This window comes from Janthinobacterium sp. SUN206 (assembly GCF_030587305.1).
GTDB classification, from domain to species: domain Bacteria; phylum Pseudomonadota; class Gammaproteobacteria; order Burkholderiales; family Burkholderiaceae_D; genus Janthinobacterium; species Janthinobacterium kumbetense.
Map to the genome: position 1 here is coordinate 637,780 of NZ_JAPWIB010000002.1, position 17,581 is coordinate 655,360.

Sequence of the window (17,581 nt, forward strand, 5' to 3'; positions counted from 1 at the left end):
CAGTCAAAAACAGGCGTCAGCGGCCGAACTGCTGCTTGCGCATGCGCAGGGCCCGCGCGCTGGCGTTGGCGTCGAGGCCCGCGAGCCACTGCTGCGGATCCTGCAGGCGCCCGTTGCGGGTGACCTGGAAATGCAGGTGCGGCCCCGTCGCCAGGCCCGTCGCGCCCACCGTGCCGATAGGCTGCCCCGCCGTGACGGCCATGCCGGTGGTGAGCGTGACCCGGTCGAGATGGGCATACAGCGATTCGACGCCGCCGCCATGGTCGATGCGGACGGCCTTGCCGAGGCGCGCATCCTCGCTGACGCTGGCGATGCCGTCGGCCGCCGCATGCACGGGCGTGCCCCGCCTGGCGCCCAGATCGATGCCGCCATGGCCTTGTGGCGTGATCTCGCGCACCACGCCAAAGAAGCCCGTCACGCGCATGGTATCCAGGGGATTGCGCCAGGCGGTGGGCGCCGGGGCTGGCGCGGCGGGCATGGCTGCCGGCGCGGCAGCCGCCGTCCACGCCAGTGCCGGCTGCAGCGCCAGGCTGGCCGCGCCGATAGCGCACAACAGCAGCACCGTCAGCACCCGCAAGGCAGGAGGCAGCCGCTCCTGCCCGTCGCGCATGCGCAGCAGGCGCTCGGCCATGCCGCCGCCGCCAAACGCCAGTCCCGGCAGCGGCTGGGCCTGCAAACCCAGCTGCTTCACCAGCGCCGCCGCATATTGCTGGCGCTGGCGCGCGGGGCGGCCGGCCAGTACCTGGCGGTCGCAACCGAGCTCCTGCGCCCAGGCCAGCTTGCCGGCCAGCCAGCGCGCGGCCGGATGAAACCACAGCAACGCCTGCAGCATGGTGGCCAGCAGCAATAGCATGGGATCGCGGCGGCGTGCATGGGTCAGCTCATGGGCAATCACCATCTGCTGCTGTTCCGGCGTAAATTGCGCCAGGTGCGCCGGCAGCAGCAAACGCGGCCGCCACACGCCCACCAGCATCGGCGAGATCGGCGCGTCCACTTCCAGCACATCCGTGCCATGCAGGCGGCGCCGCTGCGCCAGCTGCAGCAAGGTGCGCAACGTGGCGCGGCCGCGCTGCCAGCGCCAGGCCGTGCAAGCGACGCCCAGCAGATAGACGAGGACCCAGGCAGCCGGCACCAGGGACAGCCAGGAAGCGCCGGATGGCAGCCCGGCCGCTGGCGCATCCACGGCCGGCGGCACGCCTGACGCTGTACTGGCCAGGGAAACGGGCACGCTCAGCTCGGGCACCACGCTCAGTTGCCGCGCGTCAGGCAGCAACGGCAGCACGAACGCGGCAGCCAGCACCAGCTGGGCGCCCAGCCACACGCTGCGCTGGGCCGCCAGCGCGGGCCAGCGCCGTTGCGCCAGGTACAGCAAGCCTTGCAGCAGCCAGCCGCTCAGCAGGCAGGCGGCCGTCGCCTGCAGCAAGGTCAGGGGGAACAAGCTCATCGCTTACTCCTTGCCGTCCAGAGGCCAGTCGTGCAGCAACTGCTCCAGCGCCGCCAGCTCCTGCTGGTCCACCAGCTTGCTGCCTGTAAACATACTGACCGGCAAGGGGCTGTCGATTTCCATCACGCGGCGGCCGAAGTCATGGGCGAACGCGGCCAGGGTGGCCACCTTGTCCGCGTTGGCTTCATACACGAGCACGCCATGCACGCTGCGCTGCAGCAACATGCCCTTGTCCAGCATGCGCTCCACGGTCTTGCGCGTGGACGAAAACGACCAGCCCAGCTCCTCTTCCACGCGGGCGTGCAATTCACGCGCGGACAGCGGCTGCTCTTTCCACAGGGCTTTCAATAACGATAGTTCGGTGACGGAGGGCGTGCTCATGGCGATTCCTTCTAGTGACTGTTGACACAATTATGCGACAACAGTCACACGCACGCAAGCGCTATTTGCGACACCTGTCGCATGCACTGGCGCCCTAGAACTCGTCCCACGCATCGTCCTCCGGACGCTGTTTCTTGGTCGAAACTTGCGGCGCATGGGGCTGCGCCCCCTTGGCGGGCAGGCGGGCGGCGGCGCGCGTCGGGCCGGGACGCCAGCGCCGGCGTGGCGGCCGCCTGCGCCGTCTTGAACACGGCCACGGCGTCGGCCAGGCGGGCCGCCTGCTCCTGCATGGCTTCGGCCGCCGCGGCCGCCTCTTCCACCAGCGCAGCGTTTTGCTGCGTCACCTGGTCCATCTGGCCGATGGCCCGGTTGACTTGCTCGATGCCGTAGCGCTGCTCGTCGCTGGCGGCGGAGATGTCCCCGACGATGCTGCTGACCTTGTGCACGCTGTCGACGATCTCGTGCATCGTGCGGCCCGCCTCGTCGACCAGGCGCGCGCCGCTCTCCACCTGCGCCACGGAATCGTTGATGAGGGCCTTGATTTCCCTGGCGGCACTGGCCGAGCGTTGTGCCAGGTTGCGCACTTCCGTGGCGACGACGGCAAAGCCGCGCCCCTGCTCGCCCGCCCGGGCCGCTTCCACGGCCGCGTTCAAGGCCAGGATATTCGTCTGGAAGGCGATGCCGTCGATCACGCCGATGATGTCGACGATCTTGCGCGAGGAATCGTTGATCGAACCCATGGTGTCGACCACTTGCGCCACCACCGCGCCGCCCTTGCCCGCCACGGACTCGGCCGACGCGGCCAGGCCATTGGCTTCGTGGGCGTTCTGCGCATTCTGCTGGACCGTGCCCGTCAGTTCTTCCATCGACGACGCCGTCTCTTCCAGCGAACTGGCTTGCTGTTCCGTGCGCGCCGACAGGTCGAGGTTGCCCGAAGCGATCTGGCGCGAGGCCGTGGCGATGGTTTGCGTGCCGCTGCGCACCTCGGTGACGATGCGCAGCAGGCTGGCCGTCATGTCCTGCAAGGCCTGCATCAGCTCGCCCGTCTCATCCTTCGAGCCCACCGCCACCGGCACCGTCAAGTCGCCTTGCGCCACCTGCCTGGCCACCTCGATGGCCGAACGCAGGGGCCGGCTGATATTTCTGGCCAGCCACATGGCAATCATGCCGGCCAGCAACACGGCCACCGCGCCGCCGCCCAGCAAGACCCAGCGCGTCTGCGCCTGCAAGCCCGCCAGCGCCTGCGAACGCTGCGCCAGCAGCGCCGTTTCCGCGTCGCCCACTTCCTTCAGCAACGCGCGCATGGCGTCCATGCCCTGCTTGCCCCGACCCTCTTTTTCCAGCGCCAGCACAGGCTCGATGGGGGCCGTGCCCTGCGCCACGGCGCGCCGTAGTGCGATCACGGGGTCGAGCGCGCCGGCCAGCCAGGCTTGCTGGGCGGCATCGAGTTTCGCCAGGCGTTGCTGCTGGACAGGATTGTCGCTGGTCAAGGCGCGCGTCCTGTCGAGGTGGCTGCGAAACGAAGTCTTGCCCACGGTGTAGGGTTCCAGCGACGCCTCCGCGCCCGTGATCACGTAGCCGCGCTGCCCCGTTTCCATATTGATCAGGCTTTCCAGGATGGCATCATTTTCACCGAGCACCTGGTAGGTGTGGGTATTGATGGCGTTGGCGTCGGCCAGTTTCGAGAAATTCAAGGTGGCCACTGCGACCAGGACGGCCAGCAGCAAGACAATGGCGCCGAAGCCGCCGTACAGGCGGGTGGCGATGCGAAGGTCGGCAATGCGCATGGTATTCCTCCAGGAACAAGAACCCCGGCAGCGCGGCGATCCCCCCGCGCAAGGGGTGCAGGCGGGAATTCTACCCAGATTTACGCCGGGGCAGCGCGCCTTTGCCGCATATTTCTTTACTTGCGGCATTGCAAACCTGAAACAAAACAGGCGCGTTTTTGCCATGCTGTTATACTTCGCGTGTGCGGCACATATGACCAGTCCCCTTGCCGCTGTCTTTCGACCCCTAATCTGATTGCCTGCGACTGGCGCCCCACGATGGCGACAGGCCGATCTCACAATAAAGTTACCATGTCCTTTTCCTCCCTCGGATTGTCCGACGCTATCGTACGTGCCGTTACCGAACACGGCTACACCGTGCCGACCCCGATCCAGTCGCAGGCGATTCCCGCCGTGCTGGCTGGCGGCGACTTGCTGGCCGGCGCACAAACCGGTACCGGCAAGACGGCCGGCTTCACCCTGCCCGTGCTGCACCGCCTGTCGACCGACGCCAATGGCGCGGCCATCACCAGCAACACTTCGACGCGCCCGATCCGCGCCCTGATCCTTGCACCGACGCGCGAACTCGCCGCGCAGGTCGAGGAAAGCGTGCGCGCCTACAGCAAGTACACGAAATTGAACTCGGCCGTGATCTTCGGCGGCGTCGGCATCAACCCGCAGATCAAGCAACTGAAACACGGCGTCGACATCCTCGTCGCCACGCCGGGCCGCTTGCTGGACCACATGGGCCAGGGCACCGTCGACCTGTCGAAAGTGGAAATCCTGATCCTAGACGAAGCCGACCGCATGCTGGACATGGGTTTCATCCGCGACATCAAGAAAGTGCTGGCCGTGCTGCCGCCAAAACGCCAGAACCTGCTGTTCTCGGCCACGTTCTCGGAAGAGATCAAGGCCCTGGCCGACGGCTTGCTGAACAAGCCGGCCATGATCGAAGTGGCGCGCCGCAATTCGACCGTGGAAGTGATCAAGCAAAAGATCCATCCCGTCGACCGCGACAAGAAGCACCCGATGCTGTCCTACCTGATCAAGTCGAACAACTGGACGCAAGTGCTGGTATTTACGCGCACCAAGCATGGCGCGAATAAACTGGTCGAGCAGCTGGGCGCGGACGGCATCGGCGCCCTGGCCATCCACGGCAACAAGAGCCAGTCGGCACGCACGCGCGCGCTGTCCGAGTTCAAGGATGGCACCCTGCAAGTGCTGGTCGCCACCGACATCGCCGCGCGCGGTATCGATATCGACCAGTTGCCGCACGTCGTCAACTACGACTTGCCGAACATTCCGGAAGACTATGTGCACCGTATCGGCCGCACGGGCCGTGCCGGCGCCAAGGGCGAAGCCGTGTCGCTGGTTTGCGTGGATGAGCACGAAATGTTGAAAGACATCGAAAAGCTGATCAAGCAAACCCTGCCGCGCGAAGTCATCGAAGGCTTCGAGCCGGACCTGAACGCCCGCGCCCAGCCTGTGCAACTGCGCAGCGGCACCGGCGGTCACCGCAACAACAGCCGCGCGCCAGCGGGCGCCGTGGTGCGCGTGAAAACGGGCGGCAGCGGCGCCAAGCCACGCAGCGCCGGCCCATCGGGCGGCGGTGGCGGCGGCAACCGTTCGGGCAATGCGCCGCGTTCGGCGGCGAACCATCGCTCCGGCGGCCGCGGCCGCTAAAACGCGGCCTTAAAGCTACTGCGCGGGGCGCTATGGCGTTTGCGTTGCTCGCCGTACTCTTGTACGGCTGCGCGACTCGACGCAATATCACTCCCGCTCGCTACGCTTTCAGGCCCCGTTTACCTGTATTAAAAATACAATAAAACCGTTCCAGGACTTGCTCCTGGGACGGTTTTTTTATGCACGCCACCATTTGCCGATTTGGGCTAGGATAGTGCCCATCATCCTCACCTGCGTGCTGCCATGCCGAACTTCGCTGCCAACCTCAGCATGATGTTTACCGAACTGCCCTTCCTGGACCGCTTTGCCGCCGCCAGGGAAGCGGGCTTCGATGCCGTCGAATTTCTTTTCCCCTATGCCGTCGAGGCGCGGCAGATCGCCATGCGGCTGGAACGCCACCAGCTGCATCTGGCCCTCTTCAACTTCCCGCCCGGCGACTGGGAACACGGCGAGCGGGGCATCGCCTGCGATCCGCGCCGCGGCGAGGAATTCCGCGGCAACGTGCAACTGGCGCTCAATTACGCGCTGGCGCTGGGCGCGAAGCAGTTGCACTGCATGGCCGGCATCGTGCCGCCCGGCATGAGCCTGGAGCGGGCGCGGCAAAGCCTGATTGCCAATCTGCAATATGCGGCCGACGCCTGCCGTCCGCATGGCATCAACGTGCTGATCGAGCCCATCAACCGCTACGAGATGCCCGGTTACTTCCTGAACCATAGCCAGCAGGCGGCCGACATCATCGCCGACTGCCAGCGCGGCAATGTCTTCCTGCAATACGACATTTATCACATGCAGCGCATGGAGGGGGAACTGAGCAACACCATCCGCGCCCTGCTGCCCCTGATCCGCCACATCCAGATCGCCGACACGCCGGGCCGCCACGAACCGGGCACGGGCGAGATCAACTACCGCCATCTGTTCAAACTGCTGGACCAGGTCGGCTACGCAGGCTGGGTCGGCTGCGAATACCGCCCCGCCAGCGATACCGTCGCGGGACTGGGCTGGCGCGAGCAATTGACGGGCACAGCGGGCACGCTGGGCGCCTGATCGCAGCGCGCTTGCGCCCGCACAAGGCGGCCGGCGCAAGCCGGCACGACAATACCTTTCCATACAGTATTTCCTGTCGAGAGGTGCCGTGTCCACCCTGCCCGCCCGCCATCGCCGCGCCCTTTGCCTGAAGCTGTGCCTGAGCCTCTTCCTGACTGCCGTGCTGTGCGGCTGCGCCACCGCGCGCCCCGAGCTGGCGCAAGTGCGCGCCCTGGCGGCCGGCGCCGATGCCTTGACCGCCTTCAACGAACTGGCGCAGCGCCACGTGGACACTTACCAGCGCGCCCGCCCCTATCTGTCGCCGACCGAAGACGCGCGCGAACGCCTGCTCGATGCGCAGCGCCGCGCCGCGCAGGCGGACGTGGCGCGCCTGGCGCAAGCCGTGCGCCTGTACCTGCAGGCGCTGGGCCGGCTGGCCGATGCCGATGCGTATGACGTGCGGCCCGAACTGGCCGGCGCCGGCGCCGCCATCCGCGCCTGGCCGGGCAGCGGCATCGACGACCGCCATGTCAGCGCCTACACCTTGTTGCTGCAGCAACTATCGCGCCTGGGCGGCGCGGCCAGCCAGCAGGCGCACCTGGCGCAAGTACTGCACGAGGGCGATGCGCCGCTGCAAGCCCTGCTGGCCGCGCTCGACAGCTTGCTGGCGCTGTACGACAAGAGCGGCGACAACGAGCGCGACATGGTGCTCGGCTTGCTCGACGTGGAAATCGCGTATGCGGACACGCCGCAGCAGCGCCTGCTGGCCGTGCTGGCGAAAAACATGCAGCAAAGCAAGACCGAGGAATATCGCCTGGCTGGCCTGCGCCATACCCTGGCACGCCGGCAACTGGCGGCACTGGGGCGTGAACACGCCCAGCTCGCCGCCGCCCTCACCACCACGGAGGCAAGATGGACGGATCGGTAGGCAGCGAACGCCGCGAAGCGGCTCTCAGCAGCGCCATGCGCGTCGAGCAATTGGCCGACAGCCTGTCGCAGGCGGCCGTCACCTTGCACGGCGCCGTCATGCGCGCCATCCGCAAGCGCGCCAGCCAGGGGGGAAACGGCATCAGCCTGAGCCAGGCGCAAGCCGTCTTCGCCCTGGAAGTGGCCTTGCGCCAGCAAGCCAACCAGCTGTATGCCGATGCGGCCGGGCACACGGTGGCGGGCCTGGAAACGGCGCAGCGCCAGCTCAGCGGCCTGCTCGACACGGTGCGCTTGCGCATCGCCCGCAACGACGACGTGCGGCACTGGATCAGCCTGGCGACGAGCTTGTTGCACCTGGGCAGCGCCGTTCTCGCCGGCAATCCCGAGCGCATCCTCGGCGCCCTGGGCAAGGTGCGTGAGCGGCTGCAAGAGATGGCGCCGGACTGATTGAAATCGGCTGGCAAGCGCCTATACTGGGACGTCCCCGCCTGGCAATCGTGCCTGCGGGGCGATGACCAGAGGAGACCAACATGCGTATCGAACCGTATTTGCAATTCGATGGAAACTGCGCGCAAGCGCTGGAATATTACCGCCAGCACCTGCATGGCAGCGACCTGTGCCTGATGCCGTATCGGGGCTCGCCAGCCCAGGAACAAGTCAAGGAAGACTGGTACGACAAGATCATGCACGGCTCCGTGCAACTGGGGCCGACCATGCTGATGGGCTCGGACGGCGGCTGCGACGAGGGCGCCAAGGGCATGAGCGGCAGTGCGATCTGCCTGACCGTCGACACGCCGGAGGAGGCGGAACGGGCCTTCGACGCGCTGGCGCGCGACGGCACCATCCAGATGCCCCTGGCGGAAACATTCTGGGCCAAGCGCTTCGGCATGCTGAAAGACCAGTTCGGCGTCGCCTGGATGATCAACTGCCTGAAAGAACCAGCATAGAACGGCCGCTGCCAGCCTGCGCCGCGTCAAACGCGGCGCGGGTGGTAGCGCAAGCAGAGTCGCCCATCCTGGACTACCATATAGGACAGACTCTTAACGGGTGATGGCCATGAATGGATTGCCGCAAGACCAGCTGCAGCGCCTGCAGGGCGTGCTGGAGCAACGCAAGCTGGCGTTGCTGGAACAAATCGAGAATGAAGCGGCCGAAGCGGACGCGCGCGCCTCGCTGCTCAATGAAATCGAAGCCTCGCCGGCCGACAACGCCAGCGTGCGCACCTTGAACGCCCTCGTCAGCGAAGCGGCCGAACACAACGTGGCGCAGCTGGCCATCATCAAGCACGCGCTGGCCAAGTTTGCCGACGGCAGCTACGGCCTGTGCGACAACTGCGGCGAAGCCATCGGCCTGTCGCGCCTGAATGCGCGCCCCGAAGCGCGCCTGTGCATCGATTGCCAGACACGGCTGGAAAAAGCCCAGCGCTAGGCCGGGCAGCGGCGCCGCATGTCACCAGCCGTTGCAGCATGACAAAGGGCAAGGCATCGCTGCCCTGCCCCCTGCTTTCCTTCCTTGCTGCTGCCTTGCGTCCCCCGCCAGCTTCTGTGCGCCGGCTGGGTGGACGGGTCTCCTCTACTGCCATTGCCCTGCTTCAAGTATCCGGCTGCATGCCGGATCAACTCATGTGCTGCCCGCCATTGATGGCGATATTCGCGCCCGTGACGAAGGCCGCCTCGTCGGACGCCAGGTAAGCGACCAGGGCCGCCACCTCGTCCGGCTCGCCCAGGCGGCCCAGGGGAATCTGCGGCAGGATCTTCGTTTCCAGGATATCGGCCGGCACGGCCGTCACCATTTGCGTGCGCAGGTAGCCGGGCGAGACCGTGTTGACGGTGATGCCGTGGCGCGCCACTTCCAGCGCCAGCGCCTTGCTGAAGCCGTGCACGCCCGCCTTGGCGGCCGCATAGTTGCACTGGCCAAACGCGCCCTTCTGGCCATTGACGGACGAGATATTGATTATGCGGCCCCAGCGGTTGGCCAGCATCGGTTCGAGCACTTGCTTGCTCATGTTGAACAGGCTGTCGAGATTGGTGCGCATCACCTCGGCCCAGTGCGGCAATTCCATCTTGCGCATGCTCTGGTCGCGCGTGATGCCGGCGTTGTTGACCAGCACGTCGATCCGACCGAACTTTGCCAGCACGCTTGCCACGGCCTCGCTGCAGGCATCGAAATCGCCCACGTCGACGGCCAGCGGGTGGAAATAATACTGCTGCGCCTGTTGCTCGTCGAGCCAGCTGCCCACCCGCGCATTGCCCGGCGTATGCGCCGCCACGACGGCAAAGCCCGCCGCATGCAGGCGCCGGCACAATGCCGTGCCCAGGCCGCCCATGCCGCCCGTGACCAGTGCTACCTTTTGTTCCTTCATTGCTGTCTCTCCCCGCTTGTTATGGTTGTTCTGCGTGGGATCAAGTGTAGGTGGCACTTTTGAAGCGGGCATTGCGCCAGATCAAAGGCTGAGCCTGCGTATTGCAGCGTCCGTCTGCGCTGCATCCATGCAGAGACAATTATCAAAATTATACTCCTCAAAGAGGTGATGGCACCTCGACAGGCAGGTCGTGCAAACCTTGCTTGACGGTAAGACTCACAGGGAGAACGCGATGGAAATCCAGGACGACACAGAAGCATTGAGGGACTTGTTCAACGATATCAATCCCGGCATGAGCGACGTGGAATCCGTGCATCAGGCGGAGCTCGATCCACAGCATGCGCTGGCCCTGATGGCCAATCCGAAAGCGGCGCTGAAAGCCATGGGCATCCCCGTCAGCGATGCCTCGCAAGTGCAGGTGACGATGAAGAACCGCGCCAGCCGCGCCATGCCGGAGGTGGCGCAAAAGGCGGCGCAATTGCGGCGCGTCGTCGTCATCGTGATTCATTACCGCAACTGCGACGCCGACATCATCATCATCGCCATGAGCTGAGGCAACAAGCACCGGCCGCAGTCGTGCGCGGCCGGCACCCGGGACTGTGCCAGAATGGCCACTACTGCACAGCGAGAGGACAGGCCATGACGTACAAGACCGTATTGCTCCACATCGACGACAGCGCCGGGCGCGCCGCCCGCATCGAGGCGGCCGCCAGCATCGCCCAGGCGTGCGGCGGCCACCTGACGGGCGTGGCGCTGACGGGCGTGTCGCGCCTGCTGTACCAGAACCAGCCCGACCTCGATGCGGATCCGAACCTGAGCTTGCATTTGAATTTCCTGCGGGAACGGGCGACGCGCGCCCTCGACGGTTTCGAGGCGCAGGTGCGCGCGGCCGGCGTCGCCTCGTTCGAACAGCGCGTGCTCGACGACGAGGCGGCGGGCGGCATCAGCCTGCTGGCCCGCTATGCGGACCTGGTCGTCATCAGCCAATACAATGCCAAGGATAAATCTCCATCCGTGATGCGCGACTTTCCCGCCTATGTGCTGCTGCATTCGGGCCGTCCCGTGCTGATCGTGCCGTATGCGCCGCCGCTGCCCCTGCTGGCGCCGCCGGCAGCGGCGCGCAATGTACTCATTTCCTGGAATGCCAGCAAGGAAGCGAGCCGCGCCGTGAGCGCCGCCCTGCCCCTGCTGCAACGCGCCGGACAAGTCCACGTGGCCATCTTCGATGCCCAGGTGCACGCGGCCGAACACGGCGAACAGCCGGGCGCGGAACTGACGCACTACCTGGCGCGACACGGCGTGGAAGCGCGGCTGCATTTGCTCGATGGCGGGGGCGTGCGGCGCGGCGATATCGGCGAAGCGCTGCTGTCGCAGGCAGCCGACCTGTCGGCCGACTTGCTGGTGATGGGAGCATATGGCCATTCGCGCCTGCGCGAAACCATTCTCGGCGGCGTCACGCGCACGATCCTGCAAAGCATGACCATCCCCGTGCTGATGGCGCACTAGGGACGAGTGAAAGCGGCGGGCTAGCCGCCCTGCCATGGCAGGCTGCGGATCTTCGCCACCTGGCGCTGCGCCAGCCACTGCCACAGCTGCAGGGCGTCGCCCTGCGGCAGGGCCGACATGTGGCGCGGACTGGCGAGGGCGATTTCGCAATCGCGGTCCGACCATTCCTCGAAAGTGACTTCGCCTCCGCTAGCGACTTCGACCTGATACATCAAGCCATCGTCGTAGCCAAAGCGCAACAGGACGGCGGCCGGGCTGCCGTCCGGCGTGACGGCGCCGCCGCGGTACACCTCGGCCAGCGCATCGGCCAGCTGTGCCGGCGAGGGCGCGCAGATGTCGCGCCCATCGGCCCGTGTCAGAATGAACCATGCCTGTGTCATGACGCGCCCTCCTATCCATACTCGTTAGCATGCGAGGCAAGTACTACGGGCAGTCACCTTGGTCCAGTGTCACTTCGGGCGCGCGGAAACTATCCCTGTCGGCATTGTTTACCAATAATTACTCATACTAACAAGGATCATACCTAAATTTCATGCAGCGCGGAATTTATGCATCTTGCGCCACAGAAGCGCCAATTCACGCCACCAGCACGGGAATGCTGAGCGGATCGAAATCATGCCAGTCGCCATTGGCGATCGTGCCTTCCGCTTCCTCGATATGCTCGGCGCCCAGCCGGTGCAGCGCCTCGAGCGCCCGTTCGCGCTCGTCGAGGCCGCCCAGCGCGACGGCGATCAGCATGCCCGGATGGCGTGGCTGGCGGCGGTTTTCACCGTTGTCTTCGCCATTCTTCTCGGCTTCGCCCGCTTCCTTCATCTTGTTGAAACTGTAGAGCGAGCCCACGTGGGCGCCCACCAGCGCCCCGACGACCGGCCCCAGCGGCCCTGTCGCCAGGGCGGTGGCCGCGCCGATGCCCGCGCCCAAGGCGGCCCCGACGGCCACACCTTCCACCACGCCCTCCGGCGTTTCCTTCGCGCCCGGCGACATGTCGCGGTCGCCGCCCAGCGCGTGCAGATCATGCTGCCCCGGCTGGTTGACAAAAAAAGCGCTGATGCGGCTGTCGGAAAAGCCCGCCTGGTTCAGCGCGGCGCGCGCGACGTCGATCTGTTCCTGCAACTGAAAATGACCTGCGATGATGCGTGACATGATACGGCCCTCCTCGTCGGCTGCTGGCGCACCATGCGCCGCCTCGATAGCGTGCGCCAGACAACACCAGGATACCGTTCGCTTACGCACACAGCCGCTTACTCCCATGCCCAATCATATGCTCACTCAAGCAGACGCGCTGAAGGAGCTGCGGATATCCGACAGGAATTGTTGCGCGCGCGCATGTTGAGGCCGCGCAAAGAAATCCTCGGGCGCGGCCCGTTCCAGCACTTGCCCGTGATCCATGAACCAGACGCGGTCCGCCACTTCGCGCGCAAAGCCCATTTCATGCGTCACGCACACCATCGTCATGCCGCCCTGCGCCAGGTCGCGCATCACTTGCAACACTTCGCCCACCATTTCCGGGTCCAGGGCGCTGGTCGGTTCATCGAACAGCATCAGCGGCGGCTGCATGGCCAGCGCGCGGGCGATGGCCACGCGCTGCTGCTGCCCGCCCGACAGGGCCGCCGGCATGGCGCGCGCCTTGTGCGCGAGGCCCACCCGTTCCAGCAGGGCCAGCGCCCGCTCTTCCGCTTGCTTGCGGCTCAGGCCGCGCAAGCGCTGCGGCGCCAGCGCGCAATTGTCCAGCACGGAAAGGTGCGGAAACAGGTTGAATTGCTGGAAGACAAAACCGATATGCGAACGGAAGGCGTTCACGTCCAGCCCCGGCGCGTGGATGTCCTGGCCCGCCACCGTGATGCGGCCCGAGGCGATAGGCTCCAGCCGGTTGATGGTGCGGATCAGGGTGGACTTGCCGGAACCGGACGGGCCGCACACGACCAGCACTTCGCCCTTGGCGACGTGTTCATTGATGCCGCTCAAGGCGTGATACTCGCCATAGTATTTGTTGACGTTGTCAAAGGTAATCATGCAGCCGCTTTCAAGAGTCGCGCCTGGCGCCGCTCGAGCCAGAAGGCGGCGCGCGACAGGCTGAAACATAAAACAAAGTACGTCATGCCCAGCAAGAAATACACTTGCACGGGTTTCGTCAGCACCAGGCCATTGACTTGCGAGGCGATGAACGACACTTCGGCCAGGCCGATGATGGTGCCGAGCGAGGTTTCCTTGATGGTCGAGACGAACTGGTTCACCAGGGACGGCAGCATGTGGCGCAGCGCCTGCGGCAACACCACCGTGCGCATGCTGTCCAGATAGTTCAAGCCCAGCGAACGGGCCGCCTCCACCTGTCCGCGCGGCACGGCTTGCACGCCGGCGCGCACGATTTCCGCCAGATAAATGCCGTCGAAGATGACGAGGGCCGCCAGCATGGTGCCGAATTGCCCGCTTTCATGGCCGGTGAGGCTGGGCAGGAAGAAATACGCCCAGAAGATGACAAGCAGCAAGGGGATGCCCCGCACCACGTGGATCAGCGCGGCGACGGGCCAGCGCAGCAGGCGCCAGGGACTCAGGCGCGCCAGCCCCAGCAGCAAGCCGAATGGCAGGCTGAGCACCAGCGCCAGGCTGGCCAGCAGCACCGTCAGCGCCAGGCCGCCCAGCGGCCCCTCGGGATAGCGTCCCACAAGGAAATACAGCCAGTAATCGTGGATCAGTTCCAGCATCAGGACACCTTCTTTTGCAGCAAGGCCGCCAGGCCCGCGATCACCAGGGAAACGGCCAGATAGGCCGCGCTGGCGAAGACGAACGCTTCCACGCTGCGGAACGAGGCCGCTTCCACGCGCTGCGTCTGGTACATCAGCTCGGCCACGCCGATGACGGTGGCGATGCTGGTGTTTTGCCACAGGTTCAGGGTTTGCGACAGCAGCGGCGGCGCGGCCAGGCGCAAGGCTTGCGGCACGATGCACAGGCGCATGGTGGCGAGAAAGCCGAAACCCAGCGCCCGGCCCGCCTCAAATTGCTGGGCAGGAATGGCGCGGATGCCGCTGCGGATGTCTTCCGCCATGTAGGCGGCCGTATATAAAGTCAGGGCCGTGACGGCGCTGAAGGCTTCGATATTGCCGGCATACAAGCGCTCCTTCCAGGCGTCGGGCAACAGTTCGGGCGCGCCGAAATACCAGAACAGGAAGTGGGCCAGCAAGGGCACGTTGCGGATCAGCTCGACATACGCGGCGCCCAGCCCGTTGAGCAGGCGCGACGGCGCCAGGCGCAGCATGGCCACGCCGCACGCCAGCGGCAAGGACAACAGCAAGGTGATGCCCATCAGGCGCAATGACAGCAGCAAGCCGGACAGCAACCAGTCTCGGTAGTCGCCGGCCAGCAAAAAGTTCAGATCAAACATGCGGAAGAGTCAGGCAAGGTTCAGGCGTCGATCTTGTCCGATTCAATTTTAAATGTGCGTTTCTGGAATTTCACATTGCTCGTCGGGCCATACCATTTGAAGAACAGTTTTTCCGCCTCGCCCGACTTTTCCAGTTCCCGCAGCACCTTGTCGACGGCGGTTTTCACGCCCGTCTCGCCCTTGCGGATGCCGAAGGCAAACACTTCCTGGCTAATGTTTTGCGGCAGCACAATGTAATCCTTTTGCGCGGCGCCCAGCTTAGCGTAATTGTTGAGCAGCGAGACTTCATCGTCGACATAGCCGACGCCCTTGCCTTGCTGCAAGCCGAGATAGGCCTGGCCCGCCGTCTCGAACGTCACCACGTCCACGCCGGGCACGGCCTTGCGGATATTCGGTTCCTGCGTGCCGCCCTTGACGGTCAGCACTTTCTTGCCGGCCAGGCCCGCGACCGTCGTGATATTGCTGCTTTTTTTCACCAGCACGCGCTGGCCCGTGTAAAACGTGGACAGGGAAAAATCGACCAGCGCTTCGCGTTCCTTGTTGTGCGTCAAGGATGCCGTCAGGATATCGATGCGGCCCTGCTGCAGTTCGGGAATGCGGGCAGCCACGGCCAGCTGCTTGATCACCGGCTTGACGCCCAGGCCCTGGGCGATGGCGCGGCACAGGTCCACTTCATAGCCGACCAGCTGGCGCGACTTGGCGTCGATAAAACTGTTCGGCTCGTCCGTGCCCAGGGTGCCGCAGACCAGCTCGCCCTTCGCCTTGATGGCGGCCAGCTGGTCCGCTTGCGCCACCTGCGTGAAGGCGATGGAGGTGAAAAGAAGCGCGGCGAAGTGTAGGCGGGTCTGCATGAAATTCCTCTGGTGGACAATGAATGCCGCCATTAGACCGCAGCGCTCTTATTTCCAAAAAGGAATCTTTTCACCCTTGCTTATGAAGAATTCATCTAAGGCATCAACGAAGACATCAACTAAGGCGCCAGCGCCTTCGTCTCGCCGCCGAGGCGGATGATCGCCGCCTTGGCCCCCACGGCGCCCGGATAGCGGGGGTCGAGCTGCAGCGCCTGGCGGTACGCCTCGACCGCCTGCGGGCGCAAGCCTTGTTCCACATAAAACTCGGCCAGGCTGTCCTGCAGATTCGCGTCGCGCGGATGCAGGCTGGCGGCCGCCTGCAGCACGGCCATGCCTTGCGCCACGGCGCCGCTGCCTTTCAGGCGGTACGCTTCCAGGTTCAGCGCCGCCGGACTGGCCGCGCCCAGCGGGTCGCGGGCCAGCGCCAGGCGCAGGGCCGCGAGGGCGGGTTCCGTCTTTCCGGCGCGCAACAAGGTCAAGCCCTGCAGCGCATGCGCGCGGTTGCTGAGCGGATACAGTTCCACGGCCAGGCGGCTGGCCGCCAGCGCCGCATCCGCCTCGCCGCGCGCGGCCGACGCTTGCGCCAGATCAAGCAGCTCGGGCACGAAATCGGGATAGGCGCGCTGGCCGCGGAAGGCCGTGCGCAACTGGCTATCCAGGGCGGCGATGGAGACGGACGCGGCCGGCCAGGCGATGGCGGCCGTGCGGTCCCAGCTGGCGGCCAGGGCCACGATGGCTTGCTCGAAGGCGGGGTCGAAACGGGGCACGGTGCCGGCCTTTGCATCTTGCGACAACCGTACATAGTCGCGCGCAAACGCCAGCGCGCCGCCGCGCGAGTAGGTATTCAGGTCGACGCCCGATTCGCGCAATGCCCGGGCCATGCTGGCGCCGGCCACGAGAAACACGCGGCCGCCCGCGGGATGGCGGGCCGCCTCGATGTAGGCGCGCGCCGCCTGGGCGTCGGGCGCCAGCGCTTGCCGGTTGATGTGCGTGAAGGCTGCGCGCGTGGCGGCCGCATCGGCATACGCCTGATCCGTGCGTTCGGCGTAGGCCCGACCCTCTTCGAACAGGCCTTGCGCCACCTGGTAGGCGCGCTGCGCGCCCGCGTCGGCGATATACGTGTTCAGCTGCCACGGTTCGCCCGTGACGGCTTCGAACAGGCGCTGCACGAAGGCTTCGGGATTGACGCGCTCGAGATTGGCGGCGACGGCGATGGTGAGCTTGCGCGAAGGAAAGCTGTACAGGTAGGTAACGGTTTCCGGCTGCTGGCCGCTGTGGGCGATGGCGTAGCGCCCGCCCGTCGGCAAGATTTCCCAGCCCATGCCGTAATTCGTCAAGCGGCCCGCGCGCGTGGCCATCGGCTGCACCATGGCGGCCACGCTGGCCGCCGACAGGATCTTGCCTGCGTGAACGCCCCGGCCGAAGGCCAGCATGTCGGGCACGCTGGCGCGCGTGCCGCCGGCCGAAAAGCGGCTGCTGATGTCGACGAATTCCGAATTCTTCAACTCCTTGCCGGCCAGCCGGTAGCCGCGCACGCGGTGGGCGATCACGGCGTCGGGGTCGTCCATCACGGTGGCGTCCATGCCCAGCGGCCCCCACACATGGCGCCGCATGTAGCCGCCATAGCTTTCGCCCGAGGCGGCCTCGATGACGGCGCCCAGCAAGTTGTAGCCATAGCTGGTATAGCGGAAGCGCGTGCCCGGTTCGGCGATCAGGTCGAACTGCTCGAAGACGGCGATGGACTGGCGCGTATCCTTGTGCTCCTTGAAATGCTGTTCCACCCTGCTGTCGCGGTAGGCGTCGATGCCGCCCAGGTGGCCCAGCAGCTGGCGCACCGTCACGGGAAACGGCTTGACGGGGAAATACGGCACATAGGTTTGCACGGGCGCATCCAGGTCGATCTTGCCCTGTTCGACCAGTTGCAAAATGGCCACCGCCGTCATGGGCTTGGTGACGGACGCCATCCGGTAGCTGGACTGGGCCGTGGCCGGCACGCGGTTTTCCAGGTCCGCATAGCCATAGCCTTTTACCCATTCCACGTCGCCCTGGCTGAAACCGACGGTGACGCCCGGGATGCGCTCCGCGCCCATGCGCCGGGCCGCCCAGCCGTCGAAATCGGCCAGGCGCGCTGCCAACGCTGCGGGCGGAGCAGCGGGTGAAACAGAGGATGGGGCGGAGGCGGCCTGCGCCACGCCGCAGAACAGCGCCAGCGCGCCGGCGAAACCGTAGTATTTGCTGCTTTGCATAGTCATGATTCCA

At 65.7% G+C, this 17,581-nt stretch carries 19 protein-coding genes; 8 read left to right on the forward strand and 11 right to left on the reverse strand.

Annotated features, from left to right (window positions below; genetic code table 11):
* Positions 1-16: 16 nt before the first annotated feature.
* From O3300_RS15715 to O3300_RS15725, 3 genes are read right to left on the reverse strand one after another with little or no spacing between them, the layout of a single operon-like run.
* Positions 17-1,444, reverse strand: coding sequence for a M23/M56 family metallopeptidase (locus tag O3300_RS15715; protein ID WP_305053469.1), 1,428 nt, complete (start codon positions 1,442-1,444; stop codon positions 17-19).
* A 3-nt stretch (positions 1,445-1,447) separates the two neighbouring features.
* Positions 1,448-1,825 (reverse strand): BlaI/MecI/CopY family transcriptional regulator, encoded by a 378-nt coding sequence (locus tag O3300_RS15720; protein WP_251350755.1) that lies wholly within the window; start codon positions 1,823-1,825, stop codon positions 1,448-1,450.
* 44 nt (positions 1,826-1,869) lie between these two features.
* Positions 1,870-3,612, reverse strand: coding sequence for a methyl-accepting chemotaxis protein (locus O3300_RS15725; RefSeq protein ID WP_305053470.1), 1,743 nt, complete (start codon positions 3,610-3,612; stop codon positions 1,870-1,872).
* A 291-nt stretch (positions 3,613-3,903) separates the two neighbouring features.
* On the opposite strand from O3300_RS15725, the gene O3300_RS15730 reads away from it, so the two are divergent.
* The 6 genes from O3300_RS15730 to O3300_RS15755 all read left to right on the forward strand — a co-directional run bounded on the left by O3300_RS15730 (position 3,904) and on the right by O3300_RS15755 (position 8,652).
* Positions 3,904-5,274, forward strand: coding sequence for a DEAD/DEAH box helicase (locus tag O3300_RS15730; protein WP_099664857.1), 1,371 nt, complete (start codon positions 3,904-3,906; stop codon positions 5,272-5,274).
* Positions 5,275-5,517: 243 nt separating this feature from the next.
* Positions 5,518-6,318 (forward strand): 2-oxo-tetronate isomerase, encoded by an 801-nt coding sequence (gene otnI, locus O3300_RS15735; protein WP_305053471.1) that lies wholly within the window; start codon positions 5,518-5,520, stop codon positions 6,316-6,318.
* An 88-nt stretch (positions 6,319-6,406) separates the two neighbouring features.
* Positions 6,407-7,225 (forward strand): hypothetical protein, encoded by an 819-nt coding sequence (locus tag O3300_RS15740; protein ID WP_305053472.1) that lies wholly within the window; start codon positions 6,407-6,409, stop codon positions 7,223-7,225.
* On the forward strand, positions 7,210-7,671 hold the full coding sequence (locus tag O3300_RS15745) for a hypothetical protein (protein ID WP_099664860.1): 462 nt from the start codon (positions 7,210-7,212) through the stop codon (positions 7,669-7,671). The genes O3300_RS15740 and O3300_RS15745 overlap by 16 nt, the downstream gene beginning before the upstream one ends.
* 83 nt (positions 7,672-7,754) lie before the next feature.
* Positions 7,755-8,171, forward strand: coding sequence for a VOC family protein (locus tag O3300_RS15750; protein ID WP_289899228.1), 417 nt, complete (start codon positions 7,755-7,757; stop codon positions 8,169-8,171).
* 109 nt (positions 8,172-8,280) lie between these two features.
* The gene (locus O3300_RS15755; RefSeq protein ID WP_251350759.1) at positions 8,281-8,652 is read left to right on the forward strand and encodes a TraR/DksA family transcriptional regulator; all 372 of its coding nucleotides are present in this window, start codon (positions 8,281-8,283) and stop codon (positions 8,650-8,652) included.
* Between the two features lie 187 nt (positions 8,653-8,839).
* On the opposite strand, the gene phbB is transcribed toward O3300_RS15755, so the two are convergent.
* Positions 8,840-9,586 carry an acetoacetyl-CoA reductase gene (phbB, locus tag O3300_RS15760; RefSeq protein ID WP_305053473.1) on the reverse strand — a complete coding sequence of 249 codons (747 nt, stop codon included), beginning with the start codon at positions 9,584-9,586 and terminating at the stop codon, positions 8,840-8,842.
* 232 nt (positions 9,587-9,818) lie between these two features.
* Between phbB and O3300_RS15765 the strand changes: the two genes are divergently transcribed.
* Together O3300_RS15765 and O3300_RS15770 are read left to right on the forward strand one after the other, a co-directional pair.
* Positions 9,819-10,139, forward strand: coding sequence for a hypothetical protein (locus O3300_RS15765; RefSeq protein ID WP_143451346.1), 321 nt, complete (start codon positions 9,819-9,821; stop codon positions 10,137-10,139).
* An 86-nt stretch (positions 10,140-10,225) separates the two neighbouring features.
* Positions 10,226-11,092, forward strand: coding sequence for a universal stress protein (locus O3300_RS15770; protein ID WP_034786273.1), 867 nt, complete (start codon positions 10,226-10,228; stop codon positions 11,090-11,092).
* 20 nt (positions 11,093-11,112) lie between these two features.
* On the opposite strand, the gene O3300_RS15775 is transcribed toward O3300_RS15770, so the two are convergent.
* The 7 genes from O3300_RS15775 to O3300_RS15805 all read right to left on the reverse strand — a co-directional run bounded on the left by O3300_RS15775 (position 11,113) and on the right by O3300_RS15805 (position 17,568).
* Positions 11,113-11,472: a hypothetical protein gene (locus tag O3300_RS15775; RefSeq protein ID WP_305053474.1), complete on the reverse strand. Its 360-nt coding sequence runs from the start codon at positions 11,470-11,472 to the stop codon at positions 11,113-11,115.
* 196 nt (positions 11,473-11,668) lie between these two features.
* Positions 11,669-12,235, reverse strand: coding sequence for a glycine zipper domain-containing protein (locus O3300_RS15780; RefSeq protein ID WP_099664866.1), 567 nt, complete (start codon positions 12,233-12,235; stop codon positions 11,669-11,671).
* Positions 12,236-12,361: 126 nt separating this feature from the next.
* Positions 12,362-13,105, reverse strand: a complete 744-nt coding sequence (locus O3300_RS15785) for an amino acid ABC transporter ATP-binding protein (RefSeq protein WP_305053475.1) — start codon at positions 13,103-13,105, stop codon at positions 12,362-12,364.
* Positions 13,102-13,794 (reverse strand): amino acid ABC transporter permease, encoded by a 693-nt coding sequence (locus O3300_RS15790; protein ID WP_305053476.1) that lies wholly within the window; start codon positions 13,792-13,794, stop codon positions 13,102-13,104. Before O3300_RS15790 ends, O3300_RS15785 begins: the two co-directional genes overlap by 4 nt.
* Positions 13,794-14,471: an amino acid ABC transporter permease gene (locus tag O3300_RS15795; RefSeq protein WP_305053477.1), complete on the reverse strand. Its 678-nt coding sequence runs from the start codon at positions 14,469-14,471 to the stop codon at positions 13,794-13,796. Before O3300_RS15795 ends, O3300_RS15790 begins: the two co-directional genes overlap by 1 nt.
* Before the next feature lie 20 nt (positions 14,472-14,491).
* Complete coding sequence (locus tag O3300_RS15800; RefSeq protein WP_289911985.1) at positions 14,492-15,322, reverse strand: transporter substrate-binding domain-containing protein; 831 nt, start codon at positions 15,320-15,322, stop codon at positions 14,492-14,494.
* A gap of 119 nt (positions 15,323-15,441) precedes the next feature.
* Positions 15,442-17,568, reverse strand: a complete 2,127-nt coding sequence (locus tag O3300_RS15805; protein WP_305053478.1) for a serine hydrolase — start codon at positions 17,566-17,568, stop codon at positions 15,442-15,444.
* Between the last annotated feature and the right edge of the window lie 13 nt (positions 17,569-17,581).